This window comes from Enterobacter sp. BNK-22 (assembly GCF_048684805.1).
Lineage (GTDB): Bacteria > Pseudomonadota > Gammaproteobacteria > Enterobacterales > Enterobacteriaceae > Enterobacter > Enterobacter quasiroggenkampii.
In genome coordinates this window covers 2,480,453-2,498,023 of the sequence record NZ_JBLQTT010000001.1, presented here as the reverse complement: position 1 = coordinate 2,498,023, position 17,571 = coordinate 2,480,453, and the positions used below count along the sequence as shown (strand labels likewise).

Genomic DNA, 17,571 nt, shown 5'->3' with positions numbered 1-17,571 from the left:
CGCATATCGCACCGCGATTCCCTCCCGTTTTCATTTCTGGCACATCCCTTGCAATACCTTCCGCGTAAGCTGCGGCCATTACCGAATTCTGACTGGAGGGGATCTATGAAGCTGGTTACGGTTGTAATCAAACCATTCAAACTCGAAGACGTGCGTGAAGCATTGTCTTCAATGGGTATTCAGGGACTGACTGTCACCGAAGTGAAAGGCTTTGGTCGTCAGAAGGGTCATGCCGAGCTTTATCGCGGGGCGGAATACAGCGTTAACTTTCTGCCAAAAGTAAAAATTGATGTCGCGATTGCTGACGATCAGCTTGATGAAGTCATTGATGTCATTAGCAAAGCGGCCTACACCGGCAAAATTGGCGACGGCAAAATTTTCGTTGCCGAACTGCAGCGCGTCATTCGCATCCGTACCGGCGAATCTGACGAAGCGGCTCTGTAATTAACGCCTGGCACACAGTGATAGGGATCGAGAAAATGAAGATAGCAACACTTAAAACGGGTCTGGGTTCGCTGGCGCTGCTGCCGGGCCTGGCGCTGGCTGCTGCCCCTGCGGTGGCCGACAAAGCCGACAACGCCTTTATGATGATCAGCACCGCGCTGGTGCTGTTCATGTCCATTCCGGGCATTGCGCTGTTCTACGGCGGCCTGATCCGTGGCAAAAACGTTCTCTCCATGCTGACGCAGGTTGCCGTGACGTTCGCACTGGTCTGCGTGCTGTGGGTGGTTTACGGTTACTCGCTGGCGTTCGGCACGGGCAACGCGTTCTTTGGTAACTTCGACTGGGTGATGCTGAAAAACATTGAACTGACCGCGCTGATGGGCAGCTTCTATCAGTATATTCACGTGGCGTTCCAGGGCTCCTTCGCCTGCATTACCGTCGGGCTGATTGTGGGCGCGCTCGCCGAGCGTATTCGTTTCTCTGCGGTCCTGATCTTCGTGGTGGTCTGGCTGACGCTCTCCTATGTGCCGATTGCGCACATGGTCTGGGGTGGCGGTCTGCTGGCGACGCACGGTGCGCTGGACTTCGCGGGCGGTACCGTTGTTCACATTAACGCCGCGGTCGCGGGTCTGGTGGGCGCATACCTCATTGGCAAACGCGTGGGCTTCGGTAAAGAAGCGTTCAAACCGCACAACCTGCCGATGGTCTTTACCGGTACCGCGATCCTCTACTTTGGCTGGTTTGGCTTCAACGCCGGCTCAGCCAGTGCCGCGAACGAAATTGCCGCACTGGCCTTCGTGAACACCGTGGTGGCCACGGCGGGCGCAATCCTCTCCTGGGTGTTTGGCGAGTGGGCGGTGCGCGGTAAACCTTCCCTGCTGGGTGCCTGCTCGGGGGCGATTGCGGGTCTGGTCGGTATTACGCCTGCGTGTGGTTATGTCGGCGTAGGCGGCGCGCTGCTGGTCGGCCTGGTGTCCGGTCTGGCGGGTCTGTGGGGCGTGACCGCACTGAAACGTCTGCTGCGCGTGGATGACCCTTGCGATGTATTTGGCGTTCACGGCGTGTGCGGGATTGTCGGCTGTATCATGACCGGTATCTTCGCGGCGAAATCACTCGGTGGTGTGGGCTATGCAGAAGGCGTCACCATGGTTCATCAGGTGCTGGTGCAGCTGGAGAGTATTGCTATCACCGTGGTGTGGTCTGCGGTTGTCGCGTTCATCGGCTACAAGCTGGCGGATATGACGGTCGGTCTGCGCGTACCGGAAGAGCAGGAACGCGAAGGTCTGGATGTGAACAGCCACGGCGAGAATGCGTATAACGCATGATCTGAGTGTCTTGCCGGGTGGCGGCTTCGCCTTACCCGGCCTACAACAGCACAAAACGTAGGCCCGGTAAGCGTCGCGCCACCGGGCTTTTTACATTAACCTCTGTTACGCATTACCCCTTCCTGCACCGTTGAAGCCACCAGCACGCCGTCCTGAGTATAAAACTCCCCTCGCACAAACCCGCGGGCACTGGATGCCGACGTACTCTCCACGCTGTAGAGCAGCCACTCATTCATGTTGAAGGGACGGTGGAACCACATCGAGTGATCGATGGTCGCGACCTGCATCCCTTTTTCGAGGAAGCCGACGCCGTGCGGCTGCAGCGCCACCGGCAGGAAGTTGAAGTCAGACGCATAGCCCAGCAGATACTGATGGACGCGGAAATCTTCCGGCACGGTGCCGTTGGCGCGGATCCACACCTGGCGTTTTGGCTCGGCGGTGTGGCCCTTCATTGGGTTGTGGAATTCGACGGGGCGGATCTCAAGCGGCTTATCGCAGAGAAACTTCTCTTTGACCTGCGGCGGCAGCAGATGCGCCAGGGCGCGAGCGATATCCGTTTCCGATTTGAGATCGTCCGGCGAGGGGGCAGGGGGCATGACTTTCTGATGCTCATAACCCGGCTCTGGCGCCTGGAAGGAGGCTGTCATGTAAAAGATCGGCTTACCGTTCTGAATGGCCGCGACGCGGCGCGCGCTGAAGCTGTTACCGTCTCGCAGAACTTCAACGTCATACACGATGGGTTTCGCGCTATCGCCAGGGCGTAAGAAGTAGCTGTGGAATGAATGCACCAGACGGTCTGCCGGGACAGTCTCCTTTGCAGCGTACAGCGCTTGTCCAACGACTTGCCCACCGAAGACCTGGCGTAAACCTAAATCTTCGCTTTGTCCGCGAAAGAGTCCTTCCTCAATTTTTTCCAGATTCAGTAATGTCAGCAGATTGTTCAGTGCCTGACTCATAGTTGTCCTCAATAAACGCCGTAGCGAAAGATAGGCAGAGTATAACGCAGAAAAGAAAGTGGTCCGATGGGTAGAATAATCTGAATATCGGGATGATTTCAGGCATTAATCAGTGAGTTGTGCCACACTTAACTACGTTATGTGATTGAAACGACATCGGATGGGATCGATCCCGCTGGTGCATTGATGATAAGGAGACTTCAATGAAACTCGTGCCTATGCTAAGTGGTGTAGCGATTGCGGTGGCGTTGTCCGCCTGTGCCGGTAAGAGCGCCCAGGTGCCAGTGCCAGCAGCTGACCCGAACGGGATTAATACCCTATCGCAGCAGTCCATTCAGCAGCCTAACGTTTCCGGTACCATCTGGATTAAACAGAAAGTTGCGTTGCCGCCGGATGCGGTATTAACGGTGACGCTGTCTGATGCTTCCCTGGCCGACGCGCCGTCGAAAGTCGTGGCTCAGCGTGCCGTCCGTACTGAAGGCAAGCAGGCGCCGTTTAGCTTCGTGTTGCCGTATAACCCGTCGGACGTGCAGCCTAATGCCCGTATTCTGCTGAGCGCAGCGGTCACCATCAACGGTAAGCTGGTGTTTATCACCGATACGGTCCAGGAAGCGATTAACAACGGTGGAACCAAAATCGACCTGAACCTGGTGCCTGTGCAGCAGACCGAAGTGCCGATCGCCCCGCAGACCAATCAGCCGTCCCTGCCAACCCCACCCACTCAGATGTAATGGGTATCCCCCTCTCCTTCGGGAGAGGGGTTAATACACCCACCGGTACTTCTGCAAATCGATCTGACCCGACCCTGACACCTGCACCCCCTCTGAAAGTAACGCCTGACGCTGACGCTGGAGATCCGGCCCGGTGAGTGAGATGACGCCATGACGGTTCACCACCCGATGCCAGGGCAGCGTACTGCCTTCCGGCAGCCGTTTCAGGACGCCTCCAACCTGTCGCGCCGCGCGCGGGGAACCGGCCAGGCGCGCGACATCACCATAGGTGGTGACATAGCCCTCCGGGATTGAAGCCACGATTTGCCATACGCGCTGTGGAAAGGAGTCGTGCTCGTCCATACCTTCACCTGTGGGGAGTTTCTGGAGAGCCATGGTAAACGAAGATCGTCATGATTGCTGCGCCTGTTTGCGCAAGAAACCAGCATCCGGTTCCTGGCGGCTTGCAATTGGGCCTTCGCACAGGGATAATGCGCCAGCGCGTTGGTTATCAACGCTCTCAATGGGGGCTCTGTTGGTTCTCCCGCAACGCTACTCTGTTCACCAGGTCAGGTCCGGAAGGAAGCAGCCAGGGCAGACGACGTGTGTGCCGGGATGTAGCTGGCAGGGCCCCCACCCATTTACGCCATCATAAAATCTTCCTGCTTTCACCTCTCACTTTTGACGGCTATCCCACAATAATATTATGCCTATATCGTGTAATATATATTTCATCGTGCTGAAATATTATTGTCATAAACCTGTAATAATAGTCGGGCATTTTATCATTGGCCGTCTATTTTCTGGCATAACTCAAAAAATATATATCTGGATAACATTGTTAACTTCGTGTATTAAATAAAGTACTTATTCCGAAGGGAAGTGACAAACATGGCTACAGCGGTATTAAACGTTAAGATTGATGACGCGCTAAAAGAAAGGCTTCGCCACTATGCGGAAGTGAATAACGAGAACTTAAGCGTGACGACAGAGAAACTGCTGCTGCTGGCGTTCGAAGCAGTAGAAGAGGCGGGAGTATCGGAAGAGGATATTGATAATCAGCATACGGAAGAAGAGAGTGTTTCTCCATTTACTCCTAAAGAAATCAAGGCTCTACGTAAACTTCTGAAGAAGAGAAAATGAAACAACAACTGTCAACTGCCAGTGACTACAAAGAGGCCTGCGATCTATTGCGTTCAGGCTACGTGAAGCATGTACGTCTTGGCTGGAATGTCGGAAGTGATGAGTTCTTTCGTATTGCGTCTGACTGGTGTGATACTGGCGCAAAAATAAAGAAAGACGGTGAAAACTTCGTTATTTCACTGAAAGGGTTTCCTATTCCTGCTCAGCATTAATTCCGGATGGGTGAAAACTGCTGACTGTATCCGTGACAGTCAGCAGTTTTTATTTTTTATGATCGGCTTCAAACTTTTGCTATTAAATCACGCTGCGTTTAACGGCTGGCACGTTTTTATTCAGGGCGAGCCATAACGGTTTAATCCTCAGCAGCGCCTGTTCAAGCTCTGTTGGCTCGAGCGAGAAGGGCATCCGCAAATAGCGGTCAAACGCACCCGATAAACCAAACCGCGTACCGGTTCCCAGATTAATCCCCAGAATCTCAGCCCGTGCGGCAAGCTGCGTCGCCAGCATGCCGGGGAGCTCAATCCAGTATGAAAGCCCGCCTTCCGCTTCATGGAATGTCCACTCCGGGAAATGTTCACGCAGCAGTTCACCGCATCGATCGCGTCGCTCCGCCAGCATTTTGCGGCGGGCGGGTAGAAACGTCTCGCTGTTGTTGATGAGCCACAGCGCCGCCAGCTGTTCCAGCAGCGGTGAACCTAAATCGAGGGTATCGCGCGTCTGGGCAAGCGTGGCGATCGTGCGCGAGGAGGCGCGGATCCAGCCGAGACGCAGCCCGCCCCAGAAGCTTTTTCCGGCAGAACCTAAGGTGATGACGGTGGCCTGCGGGTTAAAGGAGGCCAGCGGAGGCGGAGGAGGGGCGTCAAACCAGAGATCCACCATCGTTTCATCCACCACCAGCGCCGTACGGGTTTGCGCAGCAATATTGGTAATGGCCTGGCGCGTCGCGATATCCATACAGCGCCCGGTGGGGTTATGAAAATCAGGCATCAGGTACGCCAGGCGCGGCGCGGTTTGGGCAAGCGTGGCGGCGAAGCCATCCGTATCCCAGCCCGTTTCCGGCAGCGACACCCCCACGGGCCGACACTGCGCGCCCTGAATGGCGGCAATCGCCAGCGGATAGGTGGGGTGATCGACCACGACGCGATCCCCGGGCCCGGTCATCATCCGCAGGACCAGCGCGAAGCCGCTGACGGCGCCATTGACCACCATCACTTCGTCCGCGCGGGTGGGAAGGCCCCGCGCGGTATAACGCGCAGCGATGGCCTCCCGCAGCGTTGGCAGTCCTAGCTGATCGTAGCCCGTCAGCGAGAGGTGCTGCGTAATGGCCGTGAGCGCATGGGTATACGCCTGGTGGATCTCCGGCCCGGCATTGAGGGCGGCAGTGGAGAGATCCAGTGCAGCACTCGCCGCGGAAAGCGTGGGAACGGCGCGCGTATCCGGGAGGATCACGCGTGACCCGCTGCCGTGGCGGCTCTCAAGATATCCCTCCTCGCGCAGATGGGCGAGGGCGCTGCTGATGGTGGTCCGGCTTACGTCCAGGGCCGTGGCCAGCTCGCGCTCTCCCGGTAGCCGTGTATTCAGTGCCAGACGTCCATCAAGAATTAACAGGCGCAGCGCATCGGCCAGCTGCCGCCAGAGCGGCGTGCGGGATGAGGTTTGCTGCCAGTGGCCTAAAAGGCGTACCAGAGACTGGCTTCCGAAGCGACGTGACGACATATGCAGTCCACTATTTGAAAACTGGACATTAATCATAGTGCCATTTTAGGTCAGGATGAAAGCCTGGTTCACTGGAGAAGATAAAAATGGTACGTCGTCTGCTACAACTCTATGTCGGTTTAGGACTGTATGGCCTGTCCACCGCGATGTTTATTCGTTCCGATTTGGGTGTCGATCCCTGGGATGTTTTTCACCTTGGGGTGGGGATACAGCTGGGGATGACCATCGGGACGGTGATCATTTTAACCGGTGCTGCGGTGCTGCTGCTGTGGATCCCCCTGCGCCAGATGCCGGGCCTGGGCACCATCAGCAACGTGATTTGTATTGGTCTGGCGGCGGACGCCAGCATGGCGCTTATTCCGGAACTGGATTCGTTACCTGTTCGCATCGCTTTCCTGGTGTCGGGCATCGTGATGAACGCGATTGCGACCAGCATGTACATTGGCGCCGGTTTTGGGCCTGGCCCGCGCGACGGCCTGATGACCGGCATTCATGCCCGGCTGGGGTGGTCCATTCGCAGCGTGCGCACCTCCATTGAGGTGTCCGTCCTGCTGATTGGGTGCGTGCTTGGCGGCACGTTTGGGGTGGGAACGGTCGTGTATGCCCTGACCATTGGCCCACTTATCCAGCTCTGTCTGCCCTGGTTCCGCCAGAAGCCGCGCGTTGCTGAAATCGCGCAGCCGGAGCGGGTTGTCTAATTTTGCGAAGCGCTCACATGCTTTAACGGCGTCGCTGTGCCACAATAATGGGCCACGACTCACGCGATGCCACAATGCATGAAAGCGATCACTCTCTATGATGTCGCCCTCCTTGCGGGGGTTTCTTATCAGACCGTCTCTCGCGTCATTAACGACGCGGAGCATGTCTCTGCCCGCACGCGGGAAAAGGTGCAGCAGGCGATGGCAGAGCTGCACTACGTACCTAACCTGCGGGCACAGCAGCTGGCGGGTAAACGCACCCGCACGCTGGGACTCATCACCACCGATCTTGCCCTGCATGCGCCCTCGCAAATTGTGTCGGCGGTAAAATCACGTGCGGCCGAAAAAGGGGCGAGCGTCCTCATTTCCATGGTGGAGCAGCCGCAGCAGTGTCAGGCCGCGCTTCAGGCGCTGCTGGCGCAGCGGGTGGAGGCGTTGCTGGTGAATGTGCCGCTCGACGATTCTGACGCCGAAGCGCTCAGGGCGCTGGCATCACCTGTTCCGGTGCTGTTCCTTGATGTCTCGCCTTCAGCACAGGTAAACAGCCTCGTGTTTAACGCCGGGCAGGGCGCGCATCTGGGCGTTGAGCACCTGCTTTCGCTGGGGCATCAGCATATTGCCCTGCTGAGCGGGCCGGAAAGCTCGGTCTCTGCTCGGGCGCGTCTGGCTGGTTGGAAAGCGGCTCTGGCCCGCGCGGGACATGACGCCGCTGCGGTGGCCTACGGGGACTGGAGCGCGGCCAGCGGTTATGAGAAAGGACATGTGCTGCTGTCGGGTAGCGCATTGCCGGATGCCATTCTGGTGGCGAACGATCAAATGGCGCTAGGAGTGATGCGCGCCTGCGCGGAAAAGGGGATCGCGATTCCAGGTCAGATGTCGGTGCTTGGGTTCGACGATACGGCTGACAGCGCCTGGTTTTCCCCGCCGCTGACGACCATTCGCCAGGCATTTCGCGAGGCGGGCGAGCGCAGCGTGGAGTGGCTGCTGGCCCCCACCGAAGGCGAGACGTGCTGGCAGGTTCAGCTGCCGGTGGCGCTGGTTACCCGGCATTCCAGCGCGCGCCGCGCGCCGCAGCAGGCCGAACGCGAGGATCTGGCGCAGCAGCTCAGAAGTCTGGCACTCCTGGCCGAGCAGCTTGCCCGCAAATAAAACTTTGTGATCGGACTCGCTACCCTGCGATCGAACGCTTTACCGTCGCATAATGCCAGGGCATGTTAACCAAAATTGTGAGCGCTTCGCAAAGAGGTTGATATGTCTCATCCACCTTCGCTGACCCTCAGCGACATCCTGGCCCGTCGGGACTGGGAAAACCCCGGCGTCACCCAGTGGAACCGCCTGCCCGCACACGCGCCGTTGCACAGCTGGCGTCATGAATCTTCCGCCAGAAATGACGCTGGATCCCTCAGCAGGCGCTCCCTCAACGGGATCTGGCGGTTTAGCTACTTTTCTGCTCCCGAGCGGGTTCCTCAGGCATGGGTCACCGAAGATTGCGCTGATGTCGTCGCGATGCCCGTGCCGTCTAACTGGCAGATGCGGGGGTTCGACACGCCCATCTATACCAATGTCACCTATCCAATCCCCGTTAACCCGCCTTTTGTACCGCAGGAAAACCCGACAGGTTGTTACTCGCTCACATTCGACGTGGATGACGCCTGGCTTCAGAGCGGGCAAACCCGAATTATTTTTGATGGCGTGAACTCGGCGTTCCATCTGTGGTGCAACGGGCAGTGGATAGGCTATTCCCAGGACAGTCGATTGCCCGCCGAGTTTGACCTCTCGGCGGCATTACGCCCAGGGCAGAACCGCCTGGCGGTCATGGTCTTGCGCTGGTGCGACGGCAGCTATCTGGAAGATCAGGACATGTGGCGCATGAGCGGCATTTTCCGTGATGTCTCCCTGCTGCATAAGCCGGAGACGCACATTGCGGATTATCATGTGGTCACCGATCTGAATGCGGAACTGGACCGCGCGGTGCTGAAAGTCGAGGTCGCGCTGACAGGCGCTGACTACGCTGAGTGCGACGTGGCGATAACGCTGTGGCGCAACGGTGAACGCTGTGGCAGCACCACCCAACGGCCAGGCTCTGCCATTGTGGACGAGCGCGGCAACTGGGCCGAGCGGTTAACGGCGGCGATCCCGGTTACAGCCCCGGCGTTATGGAGTGCGGAAACCCCGGAACTCTATCGCCTGACGATCGCGCTTTTGGATGCGCAGGGCAACGTGCTTGAGACGGAAGCCTGCGATGTCGGCTTCCGCCGGGTTGAAATCAGCAACGGCCTGCTGAAGCTCAACGGTAAACCGCTGTTGATCCGCGGGGTTAACCGGCACGAGCATCATCCGGAAAACGGCCAGGTGATGGACGAAGCGACGATGCGTCGCGATATCGAGATCATGAAGCAGCACAACTTCAACGCCGTGCGCTGCTCGCATTACCCGAATCATCCGCTGTGGTACCGGCTTTGCGACCGCTATGGGCTGTACGTTGTTGACGAAGCCAACATCGAAACCCACGGCATGGTGCCGATGAGCCGCCTTGCTGACGATCCGCGCTGGCTGCCCGCCATGAGCGAGCGCGTGATCCGTATGGTGCAGCGCGATCGTAATCATCCCTCAATTATCATCTGGTCGCTGGGCAATGAGTCCGGGCACGGTGCAAACCACGACGCGCTGTACCGCTGGGTGAAATCCACGGATCCGACGCGTCCGGTGCAGTATGAAGGTGGCGGCGCGAACACGGCGGCGACTGATATTGTCTGTCCGATGTATGCCCGGGTCGATCAGGATCAGCCCTTCCCGGCAGTGCCTAAATGGTCAATCAAGAAATGGATCGGCATGCCGGATGAAACACGCCCGCTGATCCTCTGCGAATACGCCCACGCGATGGGGAACAGCTTCGGCGGGTTCGCGAAATACTGGCAGGCGTTTCGCAGCCACCCTCGCCTGCAGGGGGGATTTGTCTGGGACTGGGTCGATCAGGCATTAACGAAGAAAGACGAAAATGGCAACGCGTTCTGGGCGTACGGCGGGGACTTTGGCGATAAGCCAAACGATCGACAGTTCTGCCTCAACGGCCTGGTCTTCCCCGATCGCACGCCGCACCCGGCGCTGTTCGAGGCGCAGCGCGCGCAGCAGTTCTTCACCTTTACGCGGGTCAGTACCTCTCCGCTGGTGATTGAGGTGCAAAGCGGCTACCTGTTCCGCTATACCGATAACGAGGTGCTGAGCTGGACGGTCAGCCGGGATGGGGAGGTGCTGGTTTCGGGCGAGGTGACGCTGGCGATAGCCCCTGAAGGCGCTCAGCGTCTGGAGATCGCTCTACCGGAATTGAAAGCCGAACCGGGGGAAGTCTGGCTGAATGTTGAAGTGCGCCAGCCGCGTGCAACGCCGTGGTCACCGGCTGACCATCGCTGCGCGTGGGAGCAGTGGCCGCTTCCGTCTCCGCTGTTTGTCGCACCGCCAGCCTCTGCGGGCGAGCCGCCGGTTTTGACGCAAAACGACCGCATCCTGGCGATCGCGCATGGTCAACAGCGCTGGCAGTTCGATCGTGCATCCGGAAACCTGACCCAATGGTGGCGAAATGGCGTGGAAACGCTGATGTCACCTCTGACGGATAACGTCAGCCGTGCGCCGCTGGACAATGATATTGGCGTGAGTGAAGCGACGAGGATCGATCCGAATGCCTGGGTTGAACGCTGGAAAGCGGCGGGCATGTACAATTTCACCTCACGCGTTCTGTACTGTGAGGCAGAGCAGCATGCGGGCGAAGTCGTGGTCAATACCCTTCACGTCGGGGAGTATCATGGCAAAACGCTGTTCCTGAGCCGTAAAGTCTGGCGGGTGGATGACCACGGGAGGCTGCACGGCGATATTCAGGTGGATATTGCGTCCGATATCCCGGAACCCGCACGTATTGGCCTGAGCGTTCATCTCGCCGAAACGCCGGAAAACGTGTCCTGGCTGGGGCTGGGGCCGCATGAAAACTACCCGGACAGAACGCTGGCGGCACAGCAGGGACGCTGGACATTACCCCTGGCGGAGATGCACACGCCGTATATCTTCCCGACGGAAAATGGTTTGCGCTGTGATACGCGGGAGCTGGTGCTGGGAACGCATCAGGTACATGGCCGGTTCCATTTCTCGGTGAGCCGCTACAGCCAGCAGCAGCTGCGCGAGACAACCCATCACCATCTGCTGCGGGAAGAGCCGGGGTGCTGGCTCAACCTCGATGCTTTCCATATGGGCGTGGGCGGCGACGACTCCTGGAGCCCCAGCGTTTCACCGGAATTCATTCTGCAAACACGCCAGCTTCGCTACACCTTTAGCTGGCAGCAAAATCCTTAACGGATCATTGAGATGCGGCCACAGGGCGTGGCCGCAGGCTTACGCCAGAATGCCGCTCAGACCGTGCAGGCTCATATAAATTCCTACCACGGTAATCAGCGCAGCGGAAATCCACGGCGCTTTACGGGAAAGCTCGTTAAACCCGGGCCAGCGTTTTGTCGCGTGCTTGAGGCTTAAGGCGGCAATCGCACCGGAAGCCACCAGGGTTAACGCCAGCCCAATACTGAAGCTGAACACCAGCGTCGCGCCGAGGGCGAAATGCTTCAGCTGCAGGCAGATCAGCAGAACGGTAATGGACGCCGGGCAGGGGATAAGCCCGCCGGTCAGGCCAAACATGACGATCTGTCCGGTGGTGACGTTTTGTCCGCTAAAGCGGCGGTTGATATCCTGCGCGTGCGCGCGCTGGTGAGCATCCTGCCACTCCTCTTCAACCAGCGGGTGTTCGTGGTGGTGATGTTCATGATGATGGTCATGATCATGGTGGTGGTGATGATCATGGTCGTGATGATGATCGTGTGGCTGGCTCTCTTTCCAGGTTCGCCACGCCATCCACAGGGCGATCGCAACGATCAATACCCCTGAGATCAGCTGGAACCAGGGTTCAGACGTATGCGCATCCCATCCCCGCCCAAACCATAAACCCGCCATAGCGACGATCCAGACCACTGCCGTATGGGAAAACGTGGCCGCCAGGCCGAGCAGGACCGCCTGTTTCAGCGTACCGCGGATAGCCACGATAAAGGCGGCCATCATGGTCTTTGAGTGGCCCGGTTCCAGGCCATGCAGCGCGCCAAGCAGGATGGCGCTGGGAACAAACAGCCAGGCATTACCCTGCTGCAGAAGTGAAGCAAAATCGGTCATGGGGGATTCCGGCGTGGAAAATGTCTGCAAATACTACTCCCCCCCAGTAGGGTAATACTACCCCCCAGTAGAAAAATACTCAGGGGGAGTAGAGCGTGTTATGCTTTAAAAGCCAAAAATAAGGGATAGAGAGATGTCACATACCGTTCGCGACAAGAAAATGTTACTGACTCGGCTGAAGAAAATTCAGGGGCAGAGCAACGCTCTGGAGAAAATGCTGAACAGCGATCACGAATGCGCCGAGGTGTTACAGCAACTGGCGGCGATCCGCGGGGCGGTCAACGGCATGATGATGCAGGTGATCGAAGGGCATTTAACCGATCATGTGGTGAAAGAACCTGAAGAAGCGCAGCGTGAAGCCGATCTTGGCGTGGTGCTGCAGGTGATCAAATCCTATCTTAAGTAGCGTGCGTGCCGAGGTTATTCTCTGCCCAAAGGATAAATTCCATTTTCGGCAGCGCTTTGCTGTAGTACCAGCCCTGCCCGTACTGCACGCCGTGCTGGTGCAGCCAGGCGAGCTGCCCGGCGGTCTCGACGCCTTCCGCAACCATCGCCAGCTTCAGCGACTTCGCCATTTCAATAATGTGTGGCGTCACGTTTTTGTACTCTAGCGCATCCACGAACGATTTATCAATTTTTAGCGTGTCGACATCCAGATCCTGCAGATAGCTCAGGCTGGAATAGCCCGTACCAAAATCATCTATATAGACAGGGTGCCCCGAACGGCGGAATGCGGCGATTGCCGGCGCGCTGATTTTGGGATCGGCAAAGCCGCGCTCGGTGACCTCAAGGGCGATTTGGCCCGGATGGACCTTCCATTTGTTCAGCAAGTGACTCAGCAGCGGCGGCAGCGTGCCGGAGGTCAAATCGGCGGGCGCGAGGTTGATGGAGATATGCTGATCGGGGTGAAGGTGCAGCCAGTTACCCATATCCTCGAACACTTTTTCGATAACGAGCTGCGTCAGCTGAGAGATAAGCCCGGTTTGCTCAGCAAGGGGAATAAAAATATCAGGCGAGAGGCTGCTTCCGTCCGGCTGCGGCCAGCGCGTCAGCGCTTCTGCGCCGACAATTTTTCCGCTACACAGCGCCACGATGGGCTGATAGTGAACCACAAAATCGCGGCTGTTAATGGCGTCAAGCAGGCGGTTGCGCGGCGACTGGATGCGACGCAGTATCCGCAGGACAAAGAGCGCGGCAAGCAGGCTTATCAGGATACCGAAGGGCAGCCATAAAAGCAGCTGCCGGTGCCAGGTTTCCGCCAGCGGTTTGAGCGTAGCCCATGCGACAACGGTAAATCCCAGTTCAGGTACAGGCTTCATAACGTACATTGAACCGTCGTACTGTATGCTGGTCATCGCCTGACCTTTGATCATGTCACGGATATGCGGATCGAGTGTATTGCTGCTGGCGAAGATACGGTGTGTTGTGCTTCCTACCAGGGCAGCATCAATCGCTATCTCGCCGAAAGGGATGACATCCACCAGTGAGGCCGGATCGACCAGGACAAGGTAATGACCTTGTCCCAGCACGGCCATGTAGCGCTGAAACCCAAGATCGTTTTGCGTGGTCAGCCATGCGCTGTAACCGTCTTCGGTAATGCGCATCGGCGGGGGGAAAGGGGCGGCATGGCTGGTTTGCTCAAGAGAGGAGCAGAGCGGCCTGAGGTTGTCGATATAAATCACTTCCTGAACGTATCGCCACGAGAAAGCGACCCGTCGCATCTCTCTTAACTGCAACGGGCTGCACGGCACGCCCTCAAAGGCCTGCAGATGATTAAGCGCTTCTTTCGCCTGATCCACGACCTTGTCGGTGCGTATCAGCACGCGTGAGGCATAGTTTTCCAGCGCATCGACAAATTTATCTTCCGCCTGGCGATGGGCCAGCCAGATGCTCAGGCAAATGGGGACCAGCACGGAAAAGATGAGTACGCCAGTCACCAGACTGACCAGATGTCGGGTTTTCATGCTGTCGTGTCCTTCCTCGTATACCCGTTCCTGAGCACTGAGTTCCCTGCCTGAAGAGAAAGATTTTACCGCGAAATGATATAGTTATAGCACGTGGGTGGCCTGGTTTTCATTTTATCTCAGGTAAACCAGAAAATATCGTCAGAGGGGAGGGGTTGTTTTTTGAATCTGGCCTGGATATTATTTTGTTATGTTATAACAAAACATAAAGGATTGACGATGAAACCCAATATCCATCCCGCCTATCGCACCGTGGTCTTCCATGACACCAGCGCGAATGAATACTTCAAAGTGGGCTCAACCATTAAGACCGACCGCGAAATTGAACTCGACGGTGAAACGTATCCGTACATCACCATCGAAGTTTCTTCAAAATCGCACCCGTTTTATACCGGTAAGCAGAAAACGTTCTCCACGGACGGTAGCGCAGCGCGCTTCCGCAAGCGTTTTGGTGGTTTTCTCAATGCGAAGCGGGGCTAACCATGCAGGTACTTAACTCATTGCGCAGTGCAAAACAGCGTCACCCGGATTGCCAGATAGTCAAACGCAAGGGACGCTTGTACGTGATTTGCAAATCCAATCCGCGCTTTAAGGCGGTTCAGGGACGTAAAAAAAGACGCTAAACGCGCGTTTCTCGCCAGCTTTCCAGGGATCTTTTCTGTTTGCCATCGGCAGTAAAATTGTCGGTGGCAAGCCAGCTTTCAAAGGCGTTCGCCAGCGTCGGCCACTCTTTATCGAGAATCGAAAACCAGTCGGTATCCCGGTTATGGCCTTTAATCACCAGCGCCTGACGAAAACGCCCCTCAAACTGAAAACCCAGACGCAGGGCGGCCTTGCGGGAAGGCTCGTTCAGGCTATTGCACTTCCACTCATAACGTCGGTAGCCCAGGGTATCGAACACATACCGCATCAGCAGATATTGCGCCTCTGTCGACATGGGCGTGCGGCTTAACAGAGGCGAGAAGTGAACGTGCCCCACCTCCACGACCCCGTTTTTAGGATCGATCCGCATCAGGGACAGCGTCCCGACCGGAGACCGGGTCTGGTTATCGATAACGGTAAAGTGTATGGGGTCGGATAACTCACTTACGCTCGCCACCCATTCGGCAAATTCCTCTGCGGTGGCATCGGGTTCACGCAGCAGCCATGTCCAGCTGCGCGTATCTCCGGCCAGGGAATAGGCGGAGAACAGCGCGTTGGCATGCTCCACGCGCAGCGGCTCAAGGCGACAATACCGGCCCTGAAGCACGACCCGGGATGGGGGCTGACGAGGTTGCCAGTCGCTAAGCACTTCACCCACCGGCTGTCCGAACTGATTGAATGTCTTCATCTTCATTTCCGTGACGTTGAAAAGAGTTTCAGACTAGTGAATTGCTGGTTCCTTAAAAAGAACCACTGCGATATGTTTTGATGGTGCCACGAGGAGGTGAGATGAATATACCGGGTGATGAATTTTATACCTTGCTCAACGCAGCCCTGAATAAACGAGGGGAAGAGACGCTCCAGCGCGCGCTTTATCTTGCTTTACGGGAGGCGATTCTGTGCGGAAGACTCCTGTCCGGCAGCCAGCTTCCCGGTTCGCGAACGCTGGCCCAGCAGCTCTCCCTTTCCCGCAATACCGTCAATGCGGCGCTGGACCAGCTCACGCTGGAAGGGTATTTGCAGCGTAACCGCCAGGGAACGCGGGTGGCACAGCTGGCTTACCGTTCGGCCACCCGGACATTGCCGGACCCTGACATCAGGCTCGCCCGGCGGGTTGGCCTGCTGCCTGCGCCGGTGCAGCGGGATACCCCGGTACTGGCATTTACGCCGGGGACACCCGCCATCAACTATTTCCCTCTGCCGCTGTGGCGGCGATTGTACGATCGCGTGATGCGGGAGGAGGGAAATGCCCTGCTGGGGTATGGCGACCCGGCCGGTGAACCGTCGCTGCGGGCAGCGATTGCCCGGCATCTCGCCCTGTCTCGCGGTATCGACTGCGACGCGAGCCAGATTGTGATCACGGAAGGCGCGCTTGAGGGTGTCAACCTGTGCACGATGCTGTTGAGCGAGCCGGGGGATATCGCCTGGGTAGAAAACCCCGGCTATAGCGGGGCAAAAAGCGCGTTTGTTAAAACCGGCCTGACCATGACGGGGATCCCGGTTGATGACGAGGGGATGTGCTGGGAGGGATTGAATGCCCCTTCTCCCTCGTTAATTTTTACCTCACCTTCACACCAGTTCCCCTACGGAAGCGTGCTCAGCGCCCGACGGCGTCTGGCGCTGCTGGAGCTCGCCCGGCAGCACAACGCGTGGATCATAGAAGACGATTACGACAGCGAATTCCGTTATGCCGGAGAGCCCGTGCCGGCGATGCTGGGAATGGTCAACAATGCGCCCGTGGTTTATCTGGGGACGTTCAGTAAAACGCTGTTTCCGTCGCTCCGAATAGGGTTCATGGTCTTGCCGCCTGCGCTGGCGAAGGCGGTTCGTCCGGCCATCGGCTCGCTGTTGCGCGGTGGGCATCGTGCCGAACAGCGCACGCTGGCGCTGTTTATCGAAGAAGGTCATTATGCCCGTCATCTTGCCGCCATGCGTCGACTCTATCGTAAACGATACCGCCAGCTGCGGGAGGTGCTGGGCGCAGAGCTTCATGCGCCGCACCGTATTCTGGCCGGTGAAGGCGGGATGCATCTGACGCTGGCGATAGACGATATTGATGACCAGAAACTGGTGGAGCAGGCGAGGGCGTTTCAGCTGGCACCCGCTGCATTGAGCGGGTACTACCTGGAGGCGAAGCAGGGGCAAACCGGTCTGGTTTTAGGTTACGGCAATACCTCTGCTTCTCAGTTTGCGCCGGGGATCCGGCGTCTGCAGGCGCTCATTACGCAGCAGCAGCAGGGCGCGAAAGGGTAAAGACGTCATAGAAAGAGAGCTGACCTTTGGTAGAGACCATTTTTTGCAGCTTCTCTTTTTGCACGGTTTCAACGGCCGGAGAGTGCAGAATGCTGTCGATCAGCTCCTCTGGCACGTAACGCGTGTTGTACCATTCGCCGTTATAGCAGACCCGGAAATCGAGGACGTCGATATCTTCGTAACGGTAGCGCGGATTCACGTCGAAAAAGAAAAAGGCGTTAAAGACCACAAACAGCACAACCAGCAGCCAGACGGAGTCCACCAGCGTTTCAGACTTCAGCATCACAATAAGCGTCGCCAGCCAGGCGGCATACATGGCGACAAACAGTCCAGGATGTTTGCGAATAAAGCTAATGCTAAAGCGCGGGCGATTGTCGCGCTTTTCGCGGAGGTTAAGATCGTCGATGGTGGCGGTGAGCAGGCGCTGTATCTCGGTCATTTTTTGCCTTTATGAGAGTTGACAATACAGGGTGTCTGCCAATTTTAGGGGAGCCATTGGGCTGAAAAAAGTAACAGTC

At 57.4% G+C, this 17,571-nt stretch carries 18 protein-coding genes, 1 other RNA gene and 1 pseudogene; 13 read left to right on the top strand and 7 right to left on the bottom strand.

Annotated elements, in window-relative coordinates; genetic code table 11:
- Positions 1 to 105 precede the first annotated feature (105 nt).
- A complete protein-coding gene (glnK, locus tag ACMGGE_RS11840) occupies positions 106 to 444 on the top strand; it encodes a P-II family nitrogen regulator (protein WP_008503304.1) in 339 nt (112 codons plus the stop codon).
- A 35-nt stretch (positions 445 to 479) separates the two neighbouring features.
- On the top strand, positions 480 to 1,769 hold the full coding sequence (gene amtB, locus ACMGGE_RS11835) for an ammonium transporter AmtB (protein ID WP_047074530.1): 1,290 nt from the start codon (positions 480 to 482) through the stop codon (positions 1,767 to 1,769).
- Positions 1,770 to 1,864: 95 nt separating this feature from the next.
- Here amtB and tesB read toward each other — a convergent pair whose 3' ends face one another.
- Entirely contained in the window at positions 1,865 to 2,725 is an 861-nt protein-coding gene (tesB, locus tag ACMGGE_RS11830) for an acyl-CoA thioesterase II (protein ID WP_023293157.1), read from the bottom strand.
- 203 nt (positions 2,726 to 2,928) lie between these two features.
- On the opposite strand from tesB, the gene ACMGGE_RS11825 reads away from it, so the two are divergent.
- Positions 2,929 to 3,456, top strand: coding sequence for a YbaY family lipoprotein (locus tag ACMGGE_RS11825; protein ID WP_045909766.1), 528 nt, complete (start codon positions 2,929 to 2,931; stop codon positions 3,454 to 3,456).
- A 30-nt stretch (positions 3,457 to 3,486) separates the two neighbouring features.
- Here the strand turns inward: ACMGGE_RS11825 and ACMGGE_RS11820 are convergent.
- Positions 3,487 to 3,884 (bottom strand): annotated as a pseudogene (locus ACMGGE_RS11820) (MGMT family protein).
- An 84-nt stretch (positions 3,885 to 3,968) separates the two neighbouring features.
- Here ACMGGE_RS11820 and ffs point away from each other — a divergent pair.
- The 3 genes from ffs to ACMGGE_RS11805 all read left to right on the top strand — a co-directional run bounded on the left by ffs (position 3,969) and on the right by ACMGGE_RS11805 (position 4,790).
- Positions 3,969 to 4,065, top strand: an RNA gene (ffs, locus tag ACMGGE_RS11815) — signal recognition particle sRNA small type.
- A gap of 261 nt (positions 4,066 to 4,326) precedes the next feature.
- Complete coding sequence (locus tag ACMGGE_RS11810; RefSeq protein WP_023310587.1) at positions 4,327 to 4,578, top strand: hypothetical protein; 252 nt, start codon at positions 4,327 to 4,329, stop codon at positions 4,576 to 4,578.
- Positions 4,575 to 4,790: a hypothetical protein gene (locus tag ACMGGE_RS11805; RefSeq protein WP_008503298.1), complete on the top strand. Its 216-nt coding sequence runs from the start codon at positions 4,575 to 4,577 to the stop codon at positions 4,788 to 4,790. Before ACMGGE_RS11810 ends, ACMGGE_RS11805 begins: the two co-directional genes overlap by 4 nt.
- Positions 4,791 to 4,872: 82 nt before the next feature.
- On the opposite strand, the gene ACMGGE_RS11800 is transcribed toward ACMGGE_RS11805, so the two are convergent.
- Positions 4,873 to 6,294, bottom strand: coding sequence for a PLP-dependent aminotransferase family protein (locus tag ACMGGE_RS11800; protein ID WP_111967298.1), 1,422 nt, complete (start codon positions 6,292 to 6,294; stop codon positions 4,873 to 4,875).
- Between the two features lie 86 nt (positions 6,295 to 6,380).
- Here ACMGGE_RS11800 and ACMGGE_RS11795 point away from each other — a divergent pair, with 86 nt between their 5' ends.
- The 3 genes from ACMGGE_RS11795 to ACMGGE_RS11785 all read left to right on the top strand — a co-directional run bounded on the left by ACMGGE_RS11795 (position 6,381) and on the right by ACMGGE_RS11785 (position 11,333).
- Positions 6,381 to 6,992, top strand: a complete 612-nt coding sequence (locus ACMGGE_RS11795; RefSeq protein WP_032656565.1) for a YczE/YyaS/YitT family protein — start codon at positions 6,381 to 6,383, stop codon at positions 6,990 to 6,992.
- Positions 6,993 to 7,070: 78 nt separating this feature from the next.
- Positions 7,071 to 8,141 (top strand): LacI family DNA-binding transcriptional regulator, encoded by a 1,071-nt coding sequence (locus tag ACMGGE_RS11790; protein WP_111967299.1) that lies wholly within the window; start codon positions 7,071 to 7,073, stop codon positions 8,139 to 8,141.
- Positions 8,142 to 8,243: 102 nt separating this feature from the next.
- On the top strand, positions 8,244 to 11,333 hold the full coding sequence (locus ACMGGE_RS11785; RefSeq protein ID WP_420293785.1) for a beta-galactosidase: 3,090 nt from the start codon (positions 8,244 to 8,246) through the stop codon (positions 11,331 to 11,333).
- Positions 11,334 to 11,372: 39 nt separating this feature from the next.
- On the opposite strand, the gene ACMGGE_RS11780 is transcribed toward ACMGGE_RS11785, so the two are convergent.
- Positions 11,373 to 12,194 (bottom strand): nickel/cobalt efflux protein RcnA, encoded by an 822-nt coding sequence (locus ACMGGE_RS11780; protein ID WP_420293784.1) that lies wholly within the window; start codon positions 12,192 to 12,194, stop codon positions 11,373 to 11,375.
- Between the two features lie 133 nt (positions 12,195 to 12,327).
- On the opposite strand from ACMGGE_RS11780, the gene ACMGGE_RS11775 reads away from it, so the two are divergent.
- Positions 12,328 to 12,600 carry a metal/formaldehyde-sensitive transcriptional repressor gene (locus tag ACMGGE_RS11775; protein WP_024906840.1) on the top strand — a complete coding sequence of 91 codons (273 nt, stop codon included), beginning with the start codon at positions 12,328 to 12,330 and terminating at the stop codon, positions 12,598 to 12,600.
- On the opposite strand, the gene ACMGGE_RS11770 is transcribed toward ACMGGE_RS11775, so the two are convergent.
- Positions 12,593 to 14,158: an EAL domain-containing protein gene (locus ACMGGE_RS11770; protein WP_420293783.1), complete on the bottom strand. Its 1,566-nt coding sequence runs from the start codon at positions 14,156 to 14,158 to the stop codon at positions 12,593 to 12,595. The genes ACMGGE_RS11775 and ACMGGE_RS11770 overlap by 8 nt on opposite strands.
- A gap of 219 nt (positions 14,159 to 14,377) precedes the next feature.
- Between ACMGGE_RS11770 and ACMGGE_RS11765 the strand changes: the two genes are divergently transcribed.
- Both ACMGGE_RS11765 and ykgO read left to right on the top strand, forming a co-directional pair.
- Positions 14,378 to 14,638 (top strand): type B 50S ribosomal protein L31, encoded by a 261-nt coding sequence (locus ACMGGE_RS11765; RefSeq protein ID WP_006176933.1) that lies wholly within the window; start codon positions 14,378 to 14,380, stop codon positions 14,636 to 14,638.
- Positions 14,639 to 14,640: 2 nt separating this feature from the next.
- Positions 14,641 to 14,781 (top strand): type B 50S ribosomal protein L36, encoded by a 141-nt coding sequence (ykgO, locus tag ACMGGE_RS11760; protein ID WP_003859006.1) that lies wholly within the window; start codon positions 14,641 to 14,643, stop codon positions 14,779 to 14,781.
- Here ykgO and ACMGGE_RS11755 read toward each other — a convergent pair.
- Positions 14,778 to 15,488: a GNAT family N-acetyltransferase gene (locus ACMGGE_RS11755; protein ID WP_420293782.1), complete on the bottom strand. Its 711-nt coding sequence runs from the start codon at positions 15,486 to 15,488 to the stop codon at positions 14,778 to 14,780. The two genes, ykgO and ACMGGE_RS11755, sit on opposite strands and share 4 nt — an antisense overlap.
- A gap of 101 nt (positions 15,489 to 15,589) precedes the next feature.
- Between ACMGGE_RS11755 and ACMGGE_RS11750 the strand changes: the two genes are divergently transcribed.
- The gene (locus tag ACMGGE_RS11750; protein ID WP_420293781.1) at positions 15,590 to 17,053 is read left to right on the top strand and encodes a PLP-dependent aminotransferase family protein; all 1,464 of its coding nucleotides are present in this window, start codon (positions 15,590 to 15,592) and stop codon (positions 17,051 to 17,053) included.
- On the opposite strand, the gene ACMGGE_RS11745 is transcribed toward ACMGGE_RS11750, so the two are convergent.
- Positions 17,022 to 17,492 carry a YlaC family protein gene (locus ACMGGE_RS11745; protein WP_252077478.1) on the bottom strand — a complete coding sequence of 157 codons (471 nt, stop codon included), beginning with the start codon at positions 17,490 to 17,492 and terminating at the stop codon, positions 17,022 to 17,024. The two genes, ACMGGE_RS11750 and ACMGGE_RS11745, sit on opposite strands and share 32 nt — an antisense overlap.
- Positions 17,493 to 17,571: the final 79 nt, after the last annotated feature.

What these genes read in the sequence shown, in the direction of transcription:
- glnK (WP_008503304.1), top strand. Translation starts at nt 106, where the DNA reads ATGAAGCTGGTTACGGTTGTAATCAAACCATTCAAACTCGAAGACGTG.
- amtB (WP_047074530.1), top strand. Translation starts at nt 480, where the DNA reads ATGAAGATAGCAACACTTAAAACGGGTCTGGGTTCGCTGGCGCTGCTG.
- tesB (WP_023293157.1), bottom strand. Translation starts at nt 2,725, where the DNA reads ATGAGTCAGGCACTGAACAATCTGCTGACATTACTGAATCTGGAAAAA.
- ACMGGE_RS11825 (WP_045909766.1), top strand. Translation starts at nt 2,929, where the DNA reads ATGAAACTCGTGCCTATGCTAAGTGGTGTAGCGATTGCGGTGGCGTTG.
- ACMGGE_RS11810 (WP_023310587.1), top strand. Translation starts at nt 4,327, where the DNA reads ATGGCTACAGCGGTATTAAACGTTAAGATTGATGACGCGCTAAAAGAA.
- ACMGGE_RS11805 (WP_008503298.1), top strand. Translation starts at nt 4,575, where the DNA reads ATGAAACAACAACTGTCAACTGCCAGTGACTACAAAGAGGCCTGCGAT.
- ACMGGE_RS11800 (WP_111967298.1), bottom strand. Translation starts at nt 6,294, where the DNA reads ATGTCGTCACGTCGCTTCGGAAGCCAGTCTCTGGTACGCCTTTTAGGC.
- ACMGGE_RS11795 (WP_032656565.1), top strand. Translation starts at nt 6,381, where the DNA reads ATGGTACGTCGTCTGCTACAACTCTATGTCGGTTTAGGACTGTATGGC.
- ACMGGE_RS11790 (WP_111967299.1), top strand. Translation starts at nt 7,071, where the DNA reads ATGAAAGCGATCACTCTCTATGATGTCGCCCTCCTTGCGGGGGTTTCT.
- ACMGGE_RS11785 (WP_420293785.1), top strand. Translation starts at nt 8,244, where the DNA reads ATGTCTCATCCACCTTCGCTGACCCTCAGCGACATCCTGGCCCGTCGG.
- ACMGGE_RS11780 (WP_420293784.1), bottom strand. Translation starts at nt 12,194, where the DNA reads ATGACCGATTTTGCTTCACTTCTGCAGCAGGGTAATGCCTGGCTGTTT.
- ACMGGE_RS11775 (WP_024906840.1), top strand. Translation starts at nt 12,328, where the DNA reads ATGTCACATACCGTTCGCGACAAGAAAATGTTACTGACTCGGCTGAAG.
- ACMGGE_RS11770 (WP_420293783.1), bottom strand. Translation starts at nt 14,158, where the DNA reads ATGAAAACCCGACATCTGGTCAGTCTGGTGACTGGCGTACTCATCTTT.
- ACMGGE_RS11765 (WP_006176933.1), top strand. Translation starts at nt 14,378, where the DNA reads ATGAAACCCAATATCCATCCCGCCTATCGCACCGTGGTCTTCCATGAC.
- ykgO (WP_003859006.1), top strand. Translation starts at nt 14,641, where the DNA reads ATGCAGGTACTTAACTCATTGCGCAGTGCAAAACAGCGTCACCCGGAT.
- ACMGGE_RS11755 (WP_420293782.1), bottom strand. Translation starts at nt 15,488, where the DNA reads ATGAAGACATTCAATCAGTTCGGACAGCCGGTGGGTGAAGTGCTTAGC.
- ACMGGE_RS11750 (WP_420293781.1), top strand. Translation starts at nt 15,590, where the DNA reads ATGAATATACCGGGTGATGAATTTTATACCTTGCTCAACGCAGCCCTG.
- ACMGGE_RS11745 (WP_252077478.1), bottom strand. Translation starts at nt 17,492, where the DNA reads ATGACCGAGATACAGCGCCTGCTCACCGCCACCATCGACGATCTTAAC.